Below are 20301 nucleotides of genomic sequence, written 5' to 3' on the forward strand. Positions count from 1 at the left end.
TGAATGTGAGCGGATTAGAAACGGCCATCAGAACGGCGCTCGAGAATTCCGATCGCGATAATCCGGAGGTTCGAGCGAGGATCTATCAGTCGGCCCGCCAGGCGCTGGAAGCCGGGCTGCGCAAGCAGGATATCACCGACACCGAGGTCGTCGCCCATCACCGCCACCGCCTGGAAAGCACCATCCACGCCATCGAAGGCGAGGAGCGCGACCGCCTTCATCCCCGCCAGAGACCGCCTGAAGTGCCCGTGCCGCCGGTCGTGGAAATGCCGGCGCCGCCGGTTCACCAGGCCGAAGCCGATGAGTTCGACGGCCCGATGGTGTCAGGCGAGACCCGCGCGCCTGAGGTTATGCACCGCGGCGACGAGTCCAGCCTCGACGACGTGCATGCCGGCAATACAGATCATCTGGCTGCCGCCCCCGTCGGCGAGGAGCGCCTTGCCCGTGGTCAGCGCGCCACCAATATGGATTTCCGTCCGGAGCGGGCGGCAGGCCGGCGCAAGCCACGCAAATTCTTTTCGAGGCTGCTCGTCTGGTGCGTCCTGCTGGCCTTCATCGGCATCGGCGCCTGGTGGGCGCATACGTCAGGCCTATTGATGACGGCGGCCGAGCGCGACACCAGCGTCGCCAATCCGCCGGCAAGCACGCAACCGGAGGATTTTACCGGCAATGACGACAGCGCCGGCAATGCCGCTTCTCACACCGATGAGCCGGTGACCATCGATCCGCAGAACAGTTTCTCGGCCGATTGGATCCCGCTGTTCAAGCCTGAGGACGCCGACAAGATCCAGAGCGGCCCGCGGGCGCGCACCGAAAAAATCGCCGAGAATGACGGTCCTGCCGTACGGCTGATTTCCGAAAGCGGTGCGGCCGATGGCAATGTCTCGATCAGCGTGCCGCCATCGGTGCTGCAGCAGCTGGCCGGAAAATCCTCGACGATCGCGCTGACGCTGCAGTCCACCACCGACGAGCCGACGCAGATCACCGTCGAATGCAATTTCCAGACGCTCGGCAATTGCGCCCGTCACCGCTTTACCGTCACCCGGGAAAAGTCGGATGCGCTGCTGCAGGTGAAGTTCGACCGCTCGCTGGCGCCGAATTCGCCGGGCACGCTGACGATCAACAGCGATCTCGACGGCAAGGCGCGCGGCATCAACCTCTTCGCCATACGCATCCTGCCGGGGCAGTAAGGCCGGTCCCGGCGGAGCCGGTGACGATTGCGGGCCAGCCTGTTCGGAAAGCCCTATTTCAGGAAGCCTAGCCCTGAGCCGATGATCTCCTCGTCGACCGTGCCGAGCGCCTTTTTGTCCTTGCCGTCATAATCCATCTTGTTCAGCATGTGGCGGATGAGTTCGAGGCGCGCCCGCCGCTTGTCATTGGCGCGGATCACCGTCCAGGGCGCGAAATCCGTATGGGTTTCCTTCAGCATCCGGTCGCGCTTTTCGCTGTAGTCGCCCCATTTCGTCAGGGCGGCGATGTCCATCGACGACAGTTTCCAGACTTTCAGCGGATCGTGCCGGCGGTCGTGGAAACGTTTGAGCTGCATCTCGCGGCCGATATCGAGATAGAATTTGAAGAAGAAGATGCCCTCATGGGCGATGATCTTTTCGAGCTGCGGCGTCTGCTTGAGAAAATCCTCATATTGCTGTGGCGTGCAGAAACCCATGACCGGCTCGACGCCGGCGCGGTTGTACCAGGAGCGGTCGAACAGCACGAATTCGCCAGCGGTCGGAAACTGCGCCACATAACGCTGGAAATACCATTGCCCCTGTTCGCGCTCGGTCGGCTTGGTCAGCGCCACGACGCGTGCAAGGCGTGGGTTCATATGCGCCGAAGAGGCCGAGATCGCGCCGCCCTTGCCGGCCGCGTCGCGCCCCTCGAACAGCGCCATCACCCGTTTGCCAGTCGCCTGCAGCCAGAACTGCACCTTGACGAGTTCGATCTGCAGCTTTTCCAGCTCCTCCAGATAGTCCTCCTCCTTGAGCTTCTTCTTGTAAGGGAAGTCGCCGGACTCAAGCGCGTGCTCGTCCACCCAGTTCGGCAGGGTGGGGTCGTCGACATCGAAGGTGCGCTTCTTGCCGCGGATCTCCAGTTCCACGGCCCTGTTTTCGATGTCCTCGTCCATATCAGCCTCCTCAGCCCGATCGCTTCTCGTCCTCCAAGCGAACATATTTACCGTTGAAAATCAAATCTCTCGCGGCCGGCCGGCAATTTTTCATGGGTTTCGGCTGCTGCCTTTCGCTTGGGACGCGGCAGCCCGAAAACTTCTGTCATGAATTGCCGCTATCAGGCAGAGTTCAATATAACGAAAAACGAATCGACGCCGCGAGGGCACTTGCCAGACGAAACTCCATGGAGAAAAAGCCTGTTGGCGCGCATAAGGCGCGAACGGCCGGTATTGCTGGCGGCGATCCTCAGCGCGCTCGCCGCGCTTGCCGCCGGCATGAACAAGTGGGTTGTGCTTGGCCTACTGCTTGTGATGATCCTCACCGCGCTCTTCAATGAGGCGCCCGTCATCGAGGCAGAACCCGCCCTGCCGGTGGAGATCAAGCCGGAGGCGCCGCCAAGCCGCCTGCCGGAAGTTTCCGCCACGCTTTCCGGCCTCGATATCCCCGTCATGCTGCTGTCGGACGACGCCTCGGTGCTTTTCCAGAACCGCGCTGCCGAAAAGGCCTTCGGCGAGGTGGCGCTCGGCGCCCATATATCGGCCCGTATGCGTTCGCCCGGCGTGCTCGACATGGTGCGCGAAACCATCGCCACCAACGCGCCGAACCAGATCGAGCATTCCGAGCGGCTGCCCTCCGAGCGCGTCTATATCGTGCGCAGCGCCCCCATTGAATTCGCCGCTGAGGACGGTCCGCGTGAGCGCTATTTCATCCTCTCCTTCCGCGATATATCGGAGGTCCGCCGCATCGACCGCATGCGCTCGGATTTCGTCGCCAATGCCAGCCATGAGCTGCGCACGCCGCTTGCCTCGCTGCGCGGCTTCATCGAGACCATCCAGGGGCCGGCGAAGAACGATCTGAAGGCGCAGACGCGTTTCCTCAATATCATGCTCGATCAGGCGACGCGCATGAGCAGGCTGGTCGACGACCTGCTGTCGCTCTCCCGCCTAGAATTGAAATCGCACATCGCGCCTGATGAGAAGATTGATCTGGTGCCGCTGCTCGGCCATGTCCGGGATTCACTGGTGCCGCTGGCAAAGGATGTCGGCGTCGACATCAACCTGCATTTGCCCGACGGCAAGGTCGAGGTGCTGGGCGACCGCGACGAACTTGTCCAGGTCTTCGAGAACCTGATGGAAAATGCCTGTAAATACGGCCAGGAGGGCGAGATCGTCGATGTCTGGCTGAAGAACGGCGCCGGCCAGCCGGTCGAGGTCAGCATCGTCGACAAGGGTCCGGGCATACCGGCCGAGCACGTGCCGCGCCTGACCGAGCGCTTCTATCGCGTCAGCATCGAGGATAGCCGCTCGAAAAAGGGCACCGGCCTCGGCCTTGCCATCGTCAAACATATCCTTACCCGCCACCGCGCGCGGCTGATCGTCAAGTCGGAAGTCGGCAAGGGCACTGATTTTACTGTCCGTTTCTGACGCATGTGTCGCATGAGGAACGGAGAGGCTGCCGCAAATCTCTTCTCCCCTCGGGGAGAAGGTGCCGGCAGGCGGATGAGGGGGCCGCACGGCAAAACCTCACGTAAAACCTATTCCGCGATGCCTGCGCAAGGGCCTTGACGATGGTCGAGACGACGCCTGCACCGTTGCCCGGGTCATAGGAAAGACCGGCTTCGCTGGCCCCCTTGCATGTTCAATTTGCACTGATTGTTGGATGATCGGTGCGCACTCCGGCGGATGGCCATCCGCCGGAGTGCGGACGGCCGGGACCGCAGGCCCCTTGGCTTGAACCGGGGATGAGATTGGTCCGGCCGTCCTCGCGTTTGTCCTGAACAGATGATGGGGAGCAAGTCCCGCATGCAAGGCAAGGTTTCGTTCCAAGAAGACGCGATGCCGGTAGTTTATGCCGGTGTGGACGTGAGTAAAGAGTGGCTCGATATTCATCTGCATCCGCTGGGCGAAAGCCGGCGGTTTAGCAATGACAAGACCGGCATCCGCCAGCTGAAACGGCTGCTGGCCAGGCATCGGCCCAAAAGCATCGTGATGGAGGCAACCGGCAAGTTCCATCGCCCCGCCCATCGCTCGCTTTGGCTCGATGGCTTTGCCGTCGCCGTGGTCGATCCGCTGCGCGCCCGCATGTTTGCCCGTGCCTGCGGCTATCTCGCCAAGACCGACCGTCTCGATGCCCGTTTCCTGGCGCTCCTGGCCGAGAGCCTGCGCCCGCCGGCCGACACGCCACCAAGTCCTCACGTTGAGGCCTTGCAGGAGCTGGTCAATGCACGATCGGCAGCCAAATGCGACATCACCGCCCTGCAGAACCGCAGCAAGACTGCCACCACCGCCCTTCTGCGCGGCGAACTCAACCGTCTCGTGCGTCGGCTGGAACAGCATGTCGAACGTCTCGACAAAGAGATCGAGCGACGTGTCGGCGAGGATCCGCAGCTCTACCGCAAGGCCGAGATCCTCACCTCCATTCCCGGCATCGGCCGCGTCACGGCCCTGGCATTGATGGCCGGCATGGACGAGTTGGGCAGTTGTTCGGGCAAGCAGGCCGCCATGCTGGCAGGGCTTGCCCCAATCGCTAACGACAGCGGTGCCCGAACCGGACGTCGTTCCATCCGCGCCGGCAGGCCCGCACCCCGGCGCGCGCTCTACATGGCCGCCTTGTCTGCCTGTCGCTACAATCCCACCCTTGCTCGTTTCGCAGACACACTCAAAGCCGCAGGAAAACCAGCGAAGGTCATCTTGGTCGCCGTCATGCGTAAATTGCTCGTTCTGGCAAACTGCCTTCTATCTCAGGATCGCCTCTGGACCCCAAATCCCCCTTGACAACCAACACAGATTCTCATCCGCCCTACGGGCACCTTCTCCCCGAGGGGAGAAGAGGGAGTCGAGACGCTGCGGCATGTCCCTTAGCCCCGCGAGCGGGCAGAAGGTGGCGGCCGCAAGCGGGAAGTGACCGCAACCGCTCGCCTATCTGCAGCCATTTTTACAACGCGAGGTGGATTGACCGGCAAACATTGCCGGCCGCCCGGCACGATCGTTTGGCCTATTTAAAATAAATCATTATAAATCAATAACTTAACCTGTCACAAATGTTTCACGGCTTTGACATAAAAGGACGGTGCTTACAGCGCTAAGAGAGTCTCGCCGATGAAAAAAGGCAATGCGAGGGCCTCTCTAAGGCCGCACTCACACAAGCCCAAATGCCGGGAGATTTACATGAACACCTTTAAGCTCACCGTTGCCGCGCTCGCCGCAACTGCTGCTTTCGCTGGCGCTGCCGTCGCCCGCGACCAGATTCAGGTTGCTGGTTCGTCCACCGTCCTGCCTTACGCAAAGATCGTTGCCGAGTCCTTCGGCGAAACCTTCACCAACTTCAAGACGCCGGTCGTTGAATCCGGCGGCACGGGCGCTGGTCTGAAGGAATTCTGCAAGGGCGTTGGCGAAGACACCATCGACATTGCCAACGCTTCGCGTCCGATCAACAAGAACGAAGCCGAAGCCTGCAAGGCTGCCGGCGTAACCGACATCCAGGAAGTCAAGATCGGCTACGACGGCATCGTCTTCGCAACCGACGCTTCCAACCCTGACGTCGCCTACGTTCCTGCCGACATCTACAAGGCCCTCGCAGCCCAGGTCGTCGTCGACGGCAAGCTCGTCGCCAACCCTTACAAGAAGTGGTCGGAAGTCAACCCGAAGCTTCCGGCTGTTGATATTGCTGCCTACATCCCGGGCGAAAAGCACGGCACCCGCGAAGTTTTCGAACAGAACGTTCTCGCCGCCGGCTGCAAGGCTTCGGGCGCAACTGACGTCATCGCCAAGGAAATCGCCGACAAGGCTGCCCAGGGCAAGGCCTGCGTCGCAGTCCGCAAGGACGGCGTTGCCGTTGACATCGACGGCGACTATCCGGAAACCCTCGCACGCATCGCCGCCAATAAGACCGGCGTCGGCGTATTCGGCCTTTCCTTCTATGAAAACAATGCCGACAAGCTCAAAGTTGCGAGCATGAGCGGTATCGTTCCGTCCACCGAAACGATCGCCAACGGCACCTACCCGGTTTCCCGCCCGCTGTTCTTCTACGTCAAGAAGGCACATCTCGGCGCTGTTCCGGGCCTGAAGGAATACGTCAACTTCTTCGTATCCGACCAGATGATCGGCCCCGACAGCCCGCTCGTCGAATACGGCCTCGTTGCCGCTCCGGACGCAGAGCGCGACGCAATCCGCAAGGACGTCGAAGCAGGCAAGTCCATGTAATCATTTTGCCGGCGCGGTCCTTCTTGGCCCGCGCCGGCATTGCTTATGTCCCTGCGCGCCAGCGGTTCTGGAGCTGCAGGGTTGGAATTCCTTCTCCATGATTGGAAGCTGAAGGCAGGCTGATGAAGCTGCCGGGCTTTTTGGGGGCTATGGGCCTGGGGACGTAACGAATGAGCACATCCATCATACTTTTGTGCCTTGTGGTGATCGGTGCCGCCGCCTATCTGGTCGCGCGCAGTCGTGCCACGGCGCTTGCCGGAGGCCGATCCTCCGCATTGCATTCACGGCCGGTCTATTACGGCGCCTATGCGGCGATCTGGGCAGTTCTTCCCGCCCTGCTCGTCCTCTGCCTCTGGCTCTCCATCAGCCCCGGCATCATCCAGTCCTCGGTTCGCGGTGCTTTCCCCGACGACATCAAAGCGCAAGCCGCAGTCGAGCAGGATCTCGGCTATTCGACGGTGGCGACGGTTGCCCGCGGCATGACGATGCTGACCTCGGATGAAACTGCCGCGGTCGCCAACGATCCGGCTGCCCTGCAGGCCAAGCTCCTCGAAAAGGGCGTGCCGCTTGCCAGCCAGCCGCTGCCTTACATGCTCGACGCCGCCAAAAAGCTCAACGCGATGAGCATGACGAGCCGCATCGCCATGACGGCGATCGTCTTCGCTCTCGCCGTTGCCGGTGCCTTCTATGCGCTGCGTTCCATCGCTCCGCGCTTCCGCGCCCGCAACCGGGTCGAGCGCGTCATGCTCTGGGGCCTGCTGCTTGCCTCCTCGATCGCCATCCTGACGACGATCGGCATCGTCTTCTCCATGCTGTCGGAAGCCGCCCGCTTCTTTGCGGCCGTTCCCGCCATGGACTTCTTCTTCGGCACCGTCTGGGATCCGCGCTTTGCCGGCGCCGGCAGCTCGTCCTTCGGCCAGTTCGGCTTGATCCCGCTGCTGCTCGGCACGATCTATATCGGTCTGGTCGCCATGCTGGTCGCCGTGCCGGTCGGCCTCTTTGCCGCCATCTACATGGCCGAATACGCCTCGCCGAAGCTGCGCGGCGTCGCCAAACCGCTCCTCGAAGTGCTCGCCGGTATTCCGACGATCGTCTACGGCTTCTTCGCGCTCGTCACCGTCGGCCCGTTCCTGCGCGATTTCTCAGCCCAGATCAGCGGCCTGCTCTCCGGCAACTACAGCAACTTCATCCAGGCGCAGAGCGTTCTGACGGCCGGCATCGTCATGGGCATCATGCTGATCCCTTACGTCTCTTCGCTGTCGGACGACATCATCACCGCCGTGCCGCGGACCTTGCGTGACGGTTCGCTCGGTCTTGGTGCCACACGCTCCGAAACCATCAAGAAAGTGGTCTTGCCCGCAGCCCTTCCCGGCATTGTCGGCGCATTGCTGATGACGGCCTCGCGCGCCATCGGCGAAACCATGATCGTCGTGCTGGCCGCCGGTGTCGCCGCCCGCATCCAGATCAACCCCTTCGAGCCGATGACGACGGTGACCGTCAAGATCGTCAACCAGCTGACCGGCGACCTTGAGTTCACCTCGCCGCAGACGCTGGTTGCCTTTGCCCTTGGCATCACCCTGTTCTGCATCACGCTTTGCCTCAATATCTATGCGCTCTACATCGTGCGCAAATACCGGGAGCAGTACGAATGACGGATATTGTTTCTCCCACATCAGGCGTCACCGTTTCCAAGGCGCCAGTGCGCCGCGATATCGGCATCAAGCGCCGCTACGCCGCCGAGCGCCGGTTCCAGGCCTATGGCATCGCCGCCATCACCTTCGGTCTCGTCTTCCTGTTCATCCTGCTGTGGACGGTGATCGGCAAGGGCTACACCGCCTTCCAGCAGACGGCGATCACCCTGCCGATCGAATTCTCCGAGAAGACGATCGACCCGAACAACAAGCGTGCGACCGACCCTTCGGTGCTGATCGCCGCCAACTACCCGGTTCTGCTGCGCGACGCGATCGTCAAGCAGCTGAACGTCAATGCCGCAAGCCGTCCCGATGTGCGCGACGCATCCGCCATGCTCTCCAAGGGTGCGCCGGTCCAGCTGCGCGACATGGTCGTTGCCGATCCGTCGATCATCGGCAAGACGGTCAATGTCACGGTGCTCGCCGACGCCAATGTCGACAGCGCCAATAAGGGCCAGATCGATCTCTCGGTCGATGAGAAGAACCGCAAGGTCAACGATAAGCAGGTCGGCTGGATGAACGAGCTGAAGGCGAGCGGCGCTCTCCACAAGCAGTTCAACACCGGCCTCTTCGTCAACGGCAACTCCAGCCGTCCGGAGGCCGCAGGCCTCGGCGTCGCCCTCATCGGCTCGCTCTACCTGATGCTGATCGTCCTCGTGCTCGCTCTGCCGATCGGCGTTGCCGCCTCGATCTATCTCGAGGAGTTCGCGCCGAAGAACAAGCTGACGGACCTGATCGAGGTCAACATCAACAACCTCGCCGCGGTCCCTTCGATCGTCTACGGCCTGCTTGGTCTGTCCGTCTTCATCAACTTCATCGGCCTGCCGCGCTCGGCCTCGCTGGTCGGCGGCCTGGTGCTGACGCTGATGACCCTGCCGACGATCATCATCGCGACGCGCGCCGCCCTTCGCGCCGTGCCGCCGTCGATCCGTGCCGCAGCCCTCGGCCTCGGCGCTTCGAAGATGCAGATGGTGTTCCACCATGTGCTGCCGCTCGCCATGCCCGGCATCCTCACCGGTACGATCATCGGCCTGGCGCACGCGCTTGGCGAAACCGCGCCGCTGCTCCTGATCGGCATGGTCGCCTTCGTCGCCAACGCGCCGACGACACCGCTCGATCCCTCGACGGCTCTGCCCGTACAGGTCTATATGTGGGCCAACGAGGCCGAACGTGCCTTCGTTGAGCGTACTTCGGGTGCCATCATCGTCCTGCTCCTGTTCCTGATCGTCATGAACATGGGCGCCATCCTCTTGCGTCGTCGCTTCGAGCGCCGCTGGTAAACGGAGTTACAAGATCATGAACATGTTGACGGAAGCTGCAGTTGAAAAGGCGCTGGATCACAAGATGAGCAACGTCCCGTATAAGATGATCGGAAAGGATGTCTCGGTTTACTACGGCGAAAAGCGCGCGCTATTCGATGTGAACCTGAACATCCGCGAAAACACCGTAACCGCCCTGATCGGCCCGTCCGGCTGCGGCAAGTCGACCTTCCTGCGCAGCCTCAACCGCATGAACGACACGATCGACGGCTGCCGCGTCACCGGCAAGATCACGCTGGATACCGACGATATCTATGATCCCGATATCGACGTCGTCGAACTTCGTGCCCGCGTCGGCATGGTCTTCCAGAAGCCGAACCCGTTCCCGAAGACGATCTATGAAAACGTCTCCTATGGCCCGCGCATCCATGGCCTTGCCAAGTCGAAGGCCGATCTCGACCAGATCGTCGAGACCAGCCTGCAGCGCGCCGGTCTCTGGAACGAGGTCAAGGACCGCGTGCACGAATCCGGCACCGGCCTGTCGGGCGGTCAGCAGCAGCGCCTCTGCATTGCCCGTGCCGTCGCCGTCAGCCCGGAAGTCATCCTGATGGACGAGCCCTGCTCGGCGCTCGACCCGATCGCCACCGCCAAGGTCGAGGAGCTGATCCACGAGCTGCGCGAGAACTACACGATCGTCATCGTCACCCATTCCATGCAGCAGGCCGCGCGTGTTTCGCAGCGCACCGCCATGTTCCACCTCGGCAATCTCGTCGAGGAGAACGACACCGACAAGATGTTCACCAATCCCGACGATCCGCGCACCCAGGACTATATCATGGGTCGCTTCGGCTGATTTTGGCGTCACCAAGCCTTTCCGTTATTCGAGGATAAAGCCCCATGGCATCGACACATATTTATTCTGCCTATGATGATGATCTGAAGTTCCTGTCCAGGCGGATTTCCGAAATGGGCGGCCTGGCCGAGCAGATGGTCGCCGAAGCCGTGCGGGCGCTCGTCAACGGCGATACCGCGCTGGCGCAGAAGGTCATCTCCGACGATGTGATCCTCGATCACGCCGAACGCGAAATCGGCGACAAGGCGATCGTCACCATCGCCCGCCGCCAGCCGATGGCCGCGGACCTTCGCGAAATCATGGGTTCGATCCGCATCGCCGCCGATCTCGAACGGGTCGGCGACCTCGGCAAGAACACCGCCAAGCGCGTCATCGCCGTCCAAAGCACCGGCGTTCCCCGCAAGCTCGCCCGCGGCCTCGAGCATCTGTCCGAGCTGGCGCTCGTCCAGCTCAAGGAAGTGCTCGACGTCTACACCAATCGTTCCGCCGACAAGGCGAATGCGATCCGCGAACGCGACAACGAGATCGACGCGATGTACACCTCGCTGTTCCGCGAACTCCTGACCTACATGATGGAAGATCCGCGCAACATCACCAGCTGCACGCATCTTCTCTTCTGCGCCAAGAACATCGAGCGCATTGGCGACCACGCCACCAACATCGCCGAGACGATCTTTTACATGACGACAGGCGCGCAGCCGGAAGGCGACCGTCCAAAGGATGACAGCGCCAACACCGTCGGCGCGGTCACCGAATAACCGCCTACACCCCGCCGCTTGCGTGCGCGCCCATCCGGGCGCGCAAGAGGTCGCAGCCAATTCTGATTTTGCGCAGGATGCATTGCTTAAATCACCCCCGGTTTAAGGATCATGCGCGAGGAGACCCACACGCATGATCCCGAGAGTTGCAGTTGTTGAAGACGAGGAAGCCCTCAGCGTGCTTCTTCGCTACAATCTCGAAGCGGAAGGCTTCGAGGTCGATACCATCCTTCGTGGCGACGAAGCCGAAATGCGGCTTCAGGAGCGCACGCCCGATCTTCTCATCCTCGATTGGATGCTGCCCGGCGTCTCCGGCATCGAGCTCTGCCGGCGCCTGCGCATGCGGCCGGAGACCGAGCGCCTGCCGATCATCATGCTGACGGCGCGCGGCGAAGAGAGCGAGCGTGTCCGCGGATTGTCGACGGGCGCCGACGACTATGTCGTCAAGCCCTTTTCGACCCCCGAGCTCGTTGCCCGCGTCAAGGCGATGCTGCGTCGCGCCCGTCCCGAGGTGCTGTCGACGGTGCTGAAATGCGGTGACATCGAGCTCGACCGTGAGACCCATCGCGTCCATCGCAAGACCCGCGAAGTCCGCCTCGGCCCCACCGAATTCCGCCTGCTGGAATTCCTGATGTCGTCGCCGGGCCGGGTCTTCTCCCGCTCGCAGCTTCTGGACGGCGTCTGGGGCCACGATATCTATGTCGACGAGCGCACCGTCGACGTCCATGTCGGCCGCCTGCGCAAGGCGCTGAATTTCTCCAACATGCAGGACGTCATCCGCACCGTCCGCGGCGCCGGTTATTCGATGGAAGCCTGAGGGCTTTCATCTGAGCCTGCTGGCAAAGCCCTGGCAAAACCCGCGACGTCATCCTCGGCCTTGTGCCGAGGATCTGCGCACGCCAAATTAAGCATTTGAAAATAAAGGTTTTTCTCTCAAGTAGTTGAGGTGATCAGATGCTCGGCACAAGGCCGAGCATGACGGAGGGAAACCTGAGCTTCCATCCGCGCATAAAAAAACGGGCCGCTCGGCCCGTTTTCTGCATTCTAACGATGGTCAGCCCCCTCAGCTGGCGCGCGCCGCTGCCCGGCGGCGTTCGTTGACCGGCTGGTAGGCAAGCTTCTGGTGATAGCTGCAATAGGGCGAATTGTCGGGGGACTCGCAGCCGCAGAAATGGAAGTCGTCCTTCAGCGGATCGCCGACCGGCCATTTGCAGGTGCGCTCGGTCAGTTCCGTCAGGCCGAGGCGGCGCGAAATCGGCACCACCACATTGCCTCTCGGCACGTATTCCATTTCCTCGATCGTTTCGATCTCGATCTCTTCCTTCAGCATCGTCGCGCCCTGCTGGCGGGTAACGGTGCGGGTGGTGATGCGAGAGGCGAAGTTCGGCGCGCGCGGCGCCGATGTGTTGCGCTTCGGCGTTCGCGCCGCGGTGTTGGTGCCGCCGGCCTTGGCACGGCCGGGAAGGCACAGCCGGTGCACTTTGCCGATGACCGCGTTTCGGCTGACACCGCCAAGTTGTGCCGCGATCTGGCTGGCGCTCAGTCCTTCGGCCCAAAGCTTCTTGAGTTTCTCGACCCGCTCGTCTGTCCAGTTCATGCCCTGTCTCCACCTTTTGCGTTGGTGATGGCAGAATCCCTCACCGTTGTCCCGGGAGCTCCGAAACAAGAAACGCTTGATCAATTTTGGTGACTAGTTCCGCCGCATGCAGTCTAGTAATTGATCTTTAACCTAGTGTGAGCCTGACTCCGTGACAAGAGTCGCATGAATCCGGATGAATCGAATTCGTAGTTTTCCCCAACTTGCTGTCCCTGCGTGGCATTTCTGCAATAATGCCTGTTGAAGACTGAAAATGCCGCTGTACACCTGTGCTGCATACGCTAAGGGCGCCGTTTTGTTGACATTGCAGCGCGAAAAGGAAATAGTGCCACTCGCCGCCGCAAGGCGGCATTTTTGATTTTTCGGGCCTGGTTTCCTTAGCCGGAGTCATTGCCCGGCAACTTTGATGGAGATCGCGCCATGGCTGAAGCCGCGCCGCTTTATGACACCTATTCTCGTGCCCCGCTGCGGTTCGAGCGAGGCGAGGGCGTATGGCTGATCACCGAAACTGGCGAGCGATATCTCGATTTCGGCGCCGGCGTTGCCGTCACCTCAGTCGGCCACAGCAATCCGCATGTGGTCGGCGCACTGAAGGAGCAGGCCGACAAGGTCTGGCACCTGTCGAACATCTATGAGATCCCCGGCCAGGAGCGTCTGGCAAAACGCCTGACGGACGCCACCTTCGCCGACAAGGTGTTCTTCACCAATTCGGGTGCCGAGGCGCTCGAATGCGCGATCAAGACGGCGCGCCGCTATCAGTTTTCCAAGGGCCATCCCGAGCGCTTCCATATCATCACCTTCGAAGGCGCCTTCCACGGACGGACGCTGGCGACCATCGCCGCCGGCGGCCAGGAGAAATATCTCGAAGGCTTCGGCCCCAAGGCGCCGGGTTTCGATCAGGTGGCTTTCGGCGATATCGAAGCGGTCCGCGCCGCGATCACCGAGGCGACGGCCGCCATCCTCATCGAGCCGGTGCAGGGCGAGGGCGGTGTGCGTCCTGCCACACCTGAGTTCATGAAGGCGCTTCGCCAGCTCTGCGACGAGAACGGCCTGCTGTTGATCCTCGACGAGGTCCAGACCGGCGTCGGCCGCACCGGCAAGCTCTTCGCCCATGAATGGTCGGGCATCACCCCCGACATCATGGCGGTCGCCAAGGGCATCGGCGGCGGTTTCCCGCTCGGCGCCTGCCTTGCCACATCAGAGGCCGCCTCCGGCATGAAGGCCGGTACGCATGGCTCGACCTATGGCGGCAATCCGCTTGCCATGGCCGTCGGCAGCGCCGTGCTCGACATCATCCTTGCCGATGGCTTCCTCCAGCAGGTGCGCGACGTAGCACTTGTCTTCCGCCAGGGCCTCGCCTCGCTGAAGGATCGTTATCCCGATGTGATCGAGGACGTGCGCGGCGAAGGGCTTTTGCTCGGCATCAAGGCTGCCGTTCCCTCAGCCGAACTGCTGCAGGCGATCCGCGCCGCCCATCTTCTCGGCGTACCCGCCGGCGATAATGTCATCCGCCTTCTTCCGCCGCTCGTGGTCACCGCCGAGGAAGCCCGCGAGGGCCTTGCCCGCGTCGAACGCGCCGCCGAGAGCATTCGCGCCTCCAAGGTCAAGAAGACGGCTTGAAGAGATTGCCGCCTTCGGGCGCAGCACAGGTAAGAAGACGATATGAGCCCTAAACATTTCCTCGATCTTTCGGCAGTCACATCAGCCGATCTCAGAACCATCATGAACGATGCGCTTTCCCGCAAGCAGGCCTTCAAGGCAGGCCAGGGCGACAAGCCGCTCGCCGGCAAGATGCTGGCGATGATCTTCGAAAAGCCGTCGACGCGCACCCGCGTCTCCTTCGACGTCGGCATGCGCCAGCTCGGCGGCGAAACGCTGTTCCTGTCCGGCACCGAGATGCAGCTCGGCCGCGCCGAGACGATCGGCGACACCGCCAAGGTGCTGTCGCGTTATGTCGATGCGATCATGATCCGCACCACCGAGCATTCCCGGCTGGTCGAGCTGGCCCAGCATGCGACCGTGCCTGTGATCAATGCGCTGACGGATGACACTCATCCCTGCCAGATCATGGCCGATATCATGACCTTCGAAGAGCATCGCGGCCCGATCAAGGGCAAGACCATCGCCTGGACCGGCGACGGCAACAATGTGCTGCATTCGCTGGTCGAGGGTGCCGCCCGCTTCGGCTACCGCATGAACATGGCCGTGCCCCTTGGCTCGGAGCCCAAGGATCACTATCTGAACTGGGCCCGCAATGAGGGCGCCGAAATCATGCTTTGCCATGATGCCGACCGTGCGGTCGCCGGCGTCGATTGCGTGGTGACCGATACCTGGGTCTCCATGAATCAGGAACATCGGGCCCGGGGTCACAATGTCTTCCAGCCTTATCAGGTCAACGCGGCCTTGATGGCGAAAGCCGGCAATGATGCATTGTTCATGCATTGCCTGCCCGCTCATCGCGGTGAGGAAGTGACGGACGAAGTGATCGACGGTCCGCAATCCGTGGTCTTCGATGAGGCGGAAAACCGTCTTCATGCGCAGAAGTCGATTCTTGCTTGGTGCCTGGGCGCGATCTGAACCATAATCGGACGTCGCGAGAGACAGACTCGTGACCGCGTGAGCGAAGGGCACGCTGGCCCATCGCTCTGAAACTAGGAGTTAAAAGCCATGGCAGAAGCTGCAGCCGCCCTCGGCCAGTTTGATTTCGCCGGCGATGACCATGTCGTCCCCTTCCAGGTGGAAGGGCTGGATGTGCGCGGCCGCGCCGTCCAGCTCGGCCCGATGCTCGACGCCATCCTCGAGCGTCATCATTATCCCGCACCCGTTGCCCGGCTGCTTGCCGAAGTCGTCGTGCTGACGGTGCTGCTCGGCACCTCGCTGAAGTTCGACGGCAAGTTCACGGTGCAGACCAAGGGCGACGGCCCGGTCGATCTTCTCGTCGCCGATTTCTCGACGCCGGAAAATGTCCGCGCCTACGCCCGTTTCGATCAGGCGCTGCTCAACAAGGCGATCGAGTCAGGTGAAACCGAGCCGGAGCAACTGCTCGGCAAGGGCGTGCTCGCCTTCACCATTGACCAGGGCAAGTTCAGCCAGCCCTACCAGGGCATCGTTCCGCTCGACGGCACCACGCTGGAAGATATTGCCGGCGTCTATTTCCGCCAGTCGGAGCAGATCCCGACGCGCGTCCGTCTTGCCGCGGCCGAACTCTTCGACCGTGACGATGCGGGCAAGCCGCGCCATCGCTGGCGGGCAGGCGGCCTCGTCGCCCAGTTCCTTCCGGAAGCGCCGGAGCGCATGCGCCAGCCGGATCTCCACGGCGGCGACGGCGACACCGGCAGCCGCCCGCACGGCGAGGACGATGCCTGGCTCGAAGCGCGTTCGCTGGTCGAGACCATCGACGCCGATGAACTCACCGATCCGCTGGTCGGAACCGAGCGGCTGCTGTTCCGCCTGTTCCACGAGCGCGGCGTGCGCGTCTACGAACCGCGCGCGGTTTTCGACCGCTGCAGCTGCTCGCGCGACAAGATCAAGGGCGTGCTGAAGGGCTTTTCGGCCGAGGAGATCGAGGCCAGCCAGGAAGATGGCGAAATCGCCGTGACCTGCGAATTCTGCTCGACCACCTACCGCTTCGAGCCGGCCGAACTTCAGCCGGCGGAATAGGCGCGGTTAAGGACACGCACAGCGAACAATAAAAGATTAGCGATGATGCAGCACGGTGACTCGACTTCGCGTAGTCACTGTGCACCTATTCTGTTTCATTGGTTCTGGCCTAGGAAAGCGGATGGGGCGTTGATGAGACTTTTGTTTTTTGTACTCGCGCTCATAGCTGCGATGCCACCAGTGAGCTTGGCTGATGACCAGACAGTCCCATGGAAAGAGGTCGGGGGCTGGAGCGTGGCTGTCGACCCGACTTTAGACAATGGCTGTTTTGTTCTGACTTCCTTTGATGACGACACCATTTTTCGTCTTGGCTTCAATTTCCGCAAAAAGGACAACCCTCTTTACATTCTGCTCGGAAACCCAAACTGGAAATCCTTGGAGAAAGGTAAGCATTATCCCATCGAACTCTCGTTCGACCAGTCTAAACGGACGGCTGATGGGAGAGGTCTGGATCTCGATGGCCTCAAATCATTATGGATTGATTTCGAGGATCCCGACTTGATTGAGGAGTTCGCTGGTAAACTGAGTTTCCGCGCCAGCTTTGGAGGAAAGCAGATTGTGGCTCTCGGTTTGAAAGATTCCGCCAGTGCAGCGGATGAGTTGCTCGCCTGCCAAAAGGCGGTAAACGATGCGGTCGCAAAACATCCGGCGCCGCCACAATCAAAAGATCCGTTCGAAGCAAAGCCAGGCACCCAGGCCTCGGATCCTTTTGACCTTTAGTAGATTGATGACTGGGCAAGCCCGAGGATCTACGACCGAGGGTACGGCGTCCATGCTGGTACTGACTGGAAGGCTGTAGCCGGCCGGATCCACGCGCCGTGCTTGCACCGACGAAACGACCGCGAACCTACGCTCTCAATTAAGCACGCGCAGCAGCCCAGGTGAATCCAGCGAGAAGGCGGGGATGTCGACATCGAACATCTCGCCGTCGTCCGTTTCCATCTGGTAATGGCCGAACATCAGTCCTGAGGGCGTGTCGAGCGGGCAGCCGGAGGAATATTCGTAGGTGTCGCCGGGGCTGAGCCGCGGCTGCTCGCCGACGACGCCGGGACCGGTCACCTCGTCCACCTGGCCGTTCTGGTCGGTGATGTTCCAGTAACGATTGACCAGTCGAACGGCTATGCCGGAATTGTTGCTGATGACAATCCGGTAACCCCAGACATAGCGGTCGTCGTCCGGATCGGATTGCTCCTCCAGATAGAACGGTTCGACGACAACTTCGATCTCTCTTGTGAGGGCGCGATACATGCCTTGCACCTTAGTCAAGATATCTTACCCGTATCTTATAAGAGGCCCTGTCCGTCAAGAAACGGAACAATTATCATCGCTGAAATGGCTGTGATCCGAAGGGTTTTCGATCGTTAAGCCTAATTGTCAGTGTTAATTCAGTTTCGGAACGCCGCGGCGGGCAAACTTGTTCCCCCCCCCTCGGTCTCACCCAGTGAGGTCCGGCACGGCCGAACCCCAAGCATGTCGCGCAAAAGTGTGCAGCGGTTTTGCGATAACGACATGCGTAAAAACAAAAACTAAAGCGCGAGGAGCGAATCTGAAAGATCGCGACGCGCTTTAGTGAGATCCGGCCGAACCCGGGTGGGGTCCGGCCGCTCTGGCTGTCGATCAGGCCAAGACCTTGTCAAGCGCCTTGGCGAAATCTTCGATCAGGTCGTCGGTATCCTCGATGCCGGCCGAAAGGCGGACCGTGCCCGGGGAAATGCCGAGTTCGGCGCGCGCCTCATCCGTCAGGTTCTTGTGCGTCGTCGTCGCCGGATGGGTGATCAGGCTCTTGCTGTCGCCGAGATTGTTGGAGATCTTGACGATATCGAGCGCGTTCTGCAGCGCAAAGGCCGCATCCTTGCCGCCCTTCAGCTCGAAGGCGACCAGCGTCGAGCCGCCGGTCATCTGCTTGGCGATGATATCGGCCTGCGGATGGTCCTTGCGGCCGGGATAGATCACCTTGGCGACCTTGCCCTGCTCGGCCAGGAAATCGGCGATCTTTGCCGCATTCTCGGTCTGCTGGCGCACGCGCAGCGGCAGCGTCTCGATGCCTTTCAACAGTGTCCAGGCATTGAACGGCGACATGGCCGGCCCAGTATGGCGGAAGTAGTCGTGCAGGTTCTCGTCGATCCATTCCTTGTCGGAAAGAACGACACCGCCGAGGCAGCGGCCCTGGCCGTCAATATGCTTGGTGGCGGAATAAACGACGATATGGGCGCCGAGCTCCAGGGGCTTCTGGAAAAGTGGCGTGGCAAAGACATTGTCGACGACGACCTTGGCGCCGACCTGGTTGGCGAGCTTGGCGACGCCAGCGATATCGATCACTTCGAGCGTCGGGTTGGTCGGGCTTTCCAGGAAGAACACCTTGGTCTTCGGCGTGATCGCCTTTTCCCAGTTCGCCAGATCCCGGCCGTCGATCAGCGTGCAGTCGATGCCGTATTTCGGCGCCAGCGTCTCGACGACCCAGCGGCAGGAACCGAACAGGGCGCGCGCGGCGACGATATGATCGCCTGATTTCAGCTGGCAGAGGATCGCCGCGGTGACGGCGGCCATGCCGGAAGCGGTGGCGCGGGCGTCTTCGGCGCCTTCGAGCATGCACATGCGCTTTTCGAACATGTCGTTGGTGGGGCTGCCGTAGCGGGCGTAGATGAAGCCCTCCGTCTCGCCCTTGAAGCGGGCTTCGGCCGCCTCGGACGTTTCGTAGACGAAGCCTTGGGTGAGATAGATTGCCTCGGACGTCTCGCCATATTGCGAACGCAGCGTGCCACCGTGGACGAGTTGGGTTGCCGGGCGCCAGGTCTTGCTCATGCCATCACCTTCACATAACAAAAAAACCGGTCGCAAAAGCAGACCGGTTTCAACCCGGTCTTTTTAGCCACTTGTTTAACGTGGCTGCAAGCCGACCGGCCAAATCACCACGGGATAATTCTGCAATACTGCTGTTAGCTGCTTGCGTCAATTCCCCGAGTTTGGTTTTGTCGGCGGCAAATGATGGATGAGGCATGATGGCTCGCGAAACGGGAATTCTGGCGGATCGCGCGATCTCCGCGCTGTTCGAAACGGGGCGTCTGATCTCCGAGCGGGAGCTGGACCGCGACCAGATCCAGCCGGCAAGCCTCGACCTGCGCTTGGGCGGCAAGGCTTTTCGGGTGCGTGCCAGCTTCATGCCAGGCCCCTCGCATCTGGTGTCCGACAAGCTTGACCGGCTGAGCCTGCACGTGATCGACCTCTCCGAAGGCGCGGTGCTCGAAACGGGCTGCGTCTATATCGTGCCGCTGATGGAGAGCCTGGCGCTGCCGGCCGAGATGTCGGCCTCGGCCAATCCGAAGAGCTCGACCGGGCGCCTCGATATCTTCACCCGCGTCATTACCGACTACGCCCAGGAATTCGACAAGATCCCATCAGGCTATTCCGGCCCGCTCTATCTCGAAATCAGCCCGCGCACCTTCCCGATCGTTGTGCGCCGCGGCTCGCGCCTGTCGCAGATCCGTTTCCGCGTCGGCCAGGCGCTGCTCGGCGAGCCGGAACTGTTGAAGCTGCATGAGAGCGAGACGCTGGTCGCCAGCAAGCTGCCGAACGTTTCCGGCGGCGGCATCGCCCTGTCGATCGACCTCGCCGGAGACAAGGACGGCCTGATCGGTTATCGCGGCAAACATCACACCGCCGTCGTCGACGTCGACAAGAAGGCCGAGCACGACCTCTTCGATTTCTGGGAGCCGCTCCACAGCCGCGGCCGCAACGAGCTGATCCTCGATCCCGATGAATTCTATATCCTCGTCTCGCGCGAGGCGGTGCACGTGCCGCCGGATTACGCAGCCGAAATGACCCCCTTCGATCCGCTGGTCGGCGAATTCCGCGTCCATTATGCCGGCTTCTTCGATCCGGGCTTCGGCCATGCGCCTGCCGGCGGGCGCGGCAGCCGCGCGGTGCTCGAAGTGCGCAGCCACGAGGTGCCCTTCATCCTCGAAGACGGCCAGATCGTCGGCCGCCTCGTCTACGAACACATGCAGGAAAAGCCCGCCAGCCTCTACGGCTCCGGCCTAGGCTCCAATTACCAGGCCCAGGGCCTGAAGCTCTCGAAGCACTTCCGCATCTGAGGCTTCCCGGCGGCCGCGACTT

Annotated in this window: 18 protein-coding genes and 1 riboswitch; of the genes, 14 read left to right on the forward strand and 4 right to left on the reverse strand. The window is 61.6% G+C overall.

Translation table 11 applies throughout. The annotated features are described in order from the left end of the window. Positions 1-5: 5 nt before the first annotated feature. Entirely contained in the window at positions 6-1190 is a 1185-nt protein-coding gene (locus AC244Q_RS00895; RefSeq protein ID WP_012755906.1) for a hypothetical protein, read from the forward strand. Between the two features lie 53 nt (positions 1191-1243). On the opposite strand, the gene ppk2 is transcribed toward AC244Q_RS00895, so the two are convergent. Beyond that, positions 1244-2125 (reverse strand): polyphosphate kinase 2, encoded by an 882-nt coding sequence (gene ppk2, locus AC244Q_RS00900; RefSeq protein ID WP_113547209.1) that lies wholly within the window; start codon positions 2123-2125, stop codon positions 1244-1246. A 243-nt stretch (positions 2126-2368) separates the two neighbouring features. On the opposite strand from ppk2, the gene phoR reads away from it, so the two are divergent. From phoR to phoB, 8 genes are all read left to right on the forward strand, one after another. Further along, complete coding sequence (phoR, locus tag AC244Q_RS00905; RefSeq protein WP_113547210.1) at positions 2369-3592, forward strand: phosphate regulon sensor histidine kinase PhoR; 1224 nt, start codon at positions 2369-2371, stop codon at positions 3590-3592. A 378-nt stretch (positions 3593-3970) separates the two neighbouring features. Continuing rightward, entirely contained in the window at positions 3971-4942 is a 972-nt protein-coding gene (locus tag AC244Q_RS00910; RefSeq protein ID WP_017992870.1) for an IS110 family RNA-guided transposase, read from the forward strand. Positions 4943-5335: 393 nt separating this feature from the next. Continuing rightward, entirely contained in the window at positions 5336-6370 is a 1035-nt protein-coding gene (locus tag AC244Q_RS00915) for a substrate-binding domain-containing protein (RefSeq protein WP_003556194.1), read from the forward strand. 170 nt (positions 6371-6540) lie between these two features. Next, positions 6541-8022, forward strand: coding sequence for a phosphate ABC transporter permease subunit PstC (gene pstC / locus AC244Q_RS00920; RefSeq protein ID WP_027681884.1), 1482 nt, complete (start codon positions 6541-6543; stop codon positions 8020-8022). Next, a complete protein-coding gene (gene pstA / locus AC244Q_RS00925; RefSeq protein WP_003556196.1) occupies positions 8019-9341 on the forward strand; it encodes a phosphate ABC transporter permease PstA in 1323 nt (440 codons plus the stop codon). Before pstC ends, pstA begins: the two co-directional genes overlap by 4 nt. A gap of 16 nt (positions 9342-9357) precedes the next feature. Next, a complete protein-coding gene (pstB, locus tag AC244Q_RS00930) occupies positions 9358-10173 on the forward strand; it encodes a phosphate ABC transporter ATP-binding protein PstB (protein WP_003556197.1) in 816 nt (271 codons plus the stop codon). A gap of 44 nt (positions 10174-10217) precedes the next feature. Continuing rightward, positions 10218-10931 (forward strand): phosphate signaling complex protein PhoU, encoded by a 714-nt coding sequence (gene phoU / locus AC244Q_RS00935; protein ID WP_024321049.1) that lies wholly within the window; start codon positions 10218-10220, stop codon positions 10929-10931. Positions 10932-11064: 133 nt separating this feature from the next. Beyond that, positions 11065-11748, forward strand: a complete 684-nt coding sequence (gene phoB, locus AC244Q_RS00940; RefSeq protein ID WP_003545181.1) for a phosphate regulon transcriptional regulator PhoB — start codon at positions 11065-11067, stop codon at positions 11746-11748. 246 nt (positions 11749-11994) lie between these two features. On the opposite strand, the gene AC244Q_RS00945 is transcribed toward phoB, so the two are convergent. Further along, on the reverse strand, positions 11995-12528 hold the full coding sequence (locus AC244Q_RS00945) for a GcrA family cell cycle regulator (RefSeq protein WP_003545183.1): 534 nt from the start codon (positions 12526-12528) through the stop codon (positions 11995-11997). Between the two features lie 420 nt (positions 12529-12948). On the opposite strand from AC244Q_RS00945, the gene AC244Q_RS00950 reads away from it, so the two are divergent. The 4 genes from AC244Q_RS00950 to AC244Q_RS00965 all read left to right on the forward strand — a co-directional run bounded on the left by AC244Q_RS00950 (position 12949) and on the right by AC244Q_RS00965 (position 16908). Further along, on the forward strand, positions 12949-14148 hold the full coding sequence (locus tag AC244Q_RS00950; protein WP_113547931.1) for an aspartate aminotransferase family protein: 1200 nt from the start codon (positions 12949-12951) through the stop codon (positions 14146-14148). Between the two features lie 42 nt (positions 14149-14190). After that, the gene (gene argF / locus AC244Q_RS00955; RefSeq protein WP_003545186.1) at positions 14191-15105 is read left to right on the forward strand and encodes an ornithine carbamoyltransferase; all 915 of its coding nucleotides are present in this window, start codon (positions 14191-14193) and stop codon (positions 15103-15105) included. 90 nt (positions 15106-15195) lie between these two features. After that, positions 15196-16188, forward strand: coding sequence for an Hsp33 family molecular chaperone (locus AC244Q_RS00960; protein WP_012755914.1), 993 nt, complete (start codon positions 15196-15198; stop codon positions 16186-16188). Positions 16189-16320: 132 nt separating this feature from the next. After that, positions 16321-16908, forward strand: coding sequence for a hypothetical protein (locus AC244Q_RS00965; protein ID WP_012755915.1), 588 nt, complete (start codon positions 16321-16323; stop codon positions 16906-16908). 135 nt (positions 16909-17043) lie between these two features. Here the strand turns inward: AC244Q_RS00965 and apaG are convergent, their stop codons facing one another. After that, positions 17044-17436: a Co2+/Mg2+ efflux protein ApaG gene (apaG, locus tag AC244Q_RS00970; RefSeq protein WP_012755916.1), complete on the reverse strand. Its 393-nt coding sequence runs from the start codon at positions 17434-17436 to the stop codon at positions 17044-17046. Between the two features lie 369 nt (positions 17437-17805). Further along, positions 17806-18990 carry an O-succinylhomoserine sulfhydrylase gene (locus AC244Q_RS00975; RefSeq protein WP_012755917.1) on the reverse strand — a complete coding sequence of 395 codons (1185 nt, stop codon included), beginning with the start codon at positions 18988-18990 and terminating at the stop codon, positions 17806-17808. 42 nt (positions 18991-19032) lie between these two features. Further along, positions 19033-19111, reverse strand: a riboswitch (SAM riboswitch). Positions 19112-19184: 73 nt separating this feature from the next. On the opposite strand from AC244Q_RS00975, the gene AC244Q_RS00980 reads away from it, so the two are divergent. After that, positions 19185-20279: a 2'-deoxycytidine 5'-triphosphate deaminase gene (locus AC244Q_RS00980; protein ID WP_012755918.1), complete on the forward strand. Its 1095-nt coding sequence runs from the start codon at positions 19185-19187 to the stop codon at positions 20277-20279. Positions 20280-20301 lie beyond the last annotated feature (22 nt).

The sequence above is a fragment of the Rhizobium sp. CB2179 genome, from assembly GCF_057653455.1.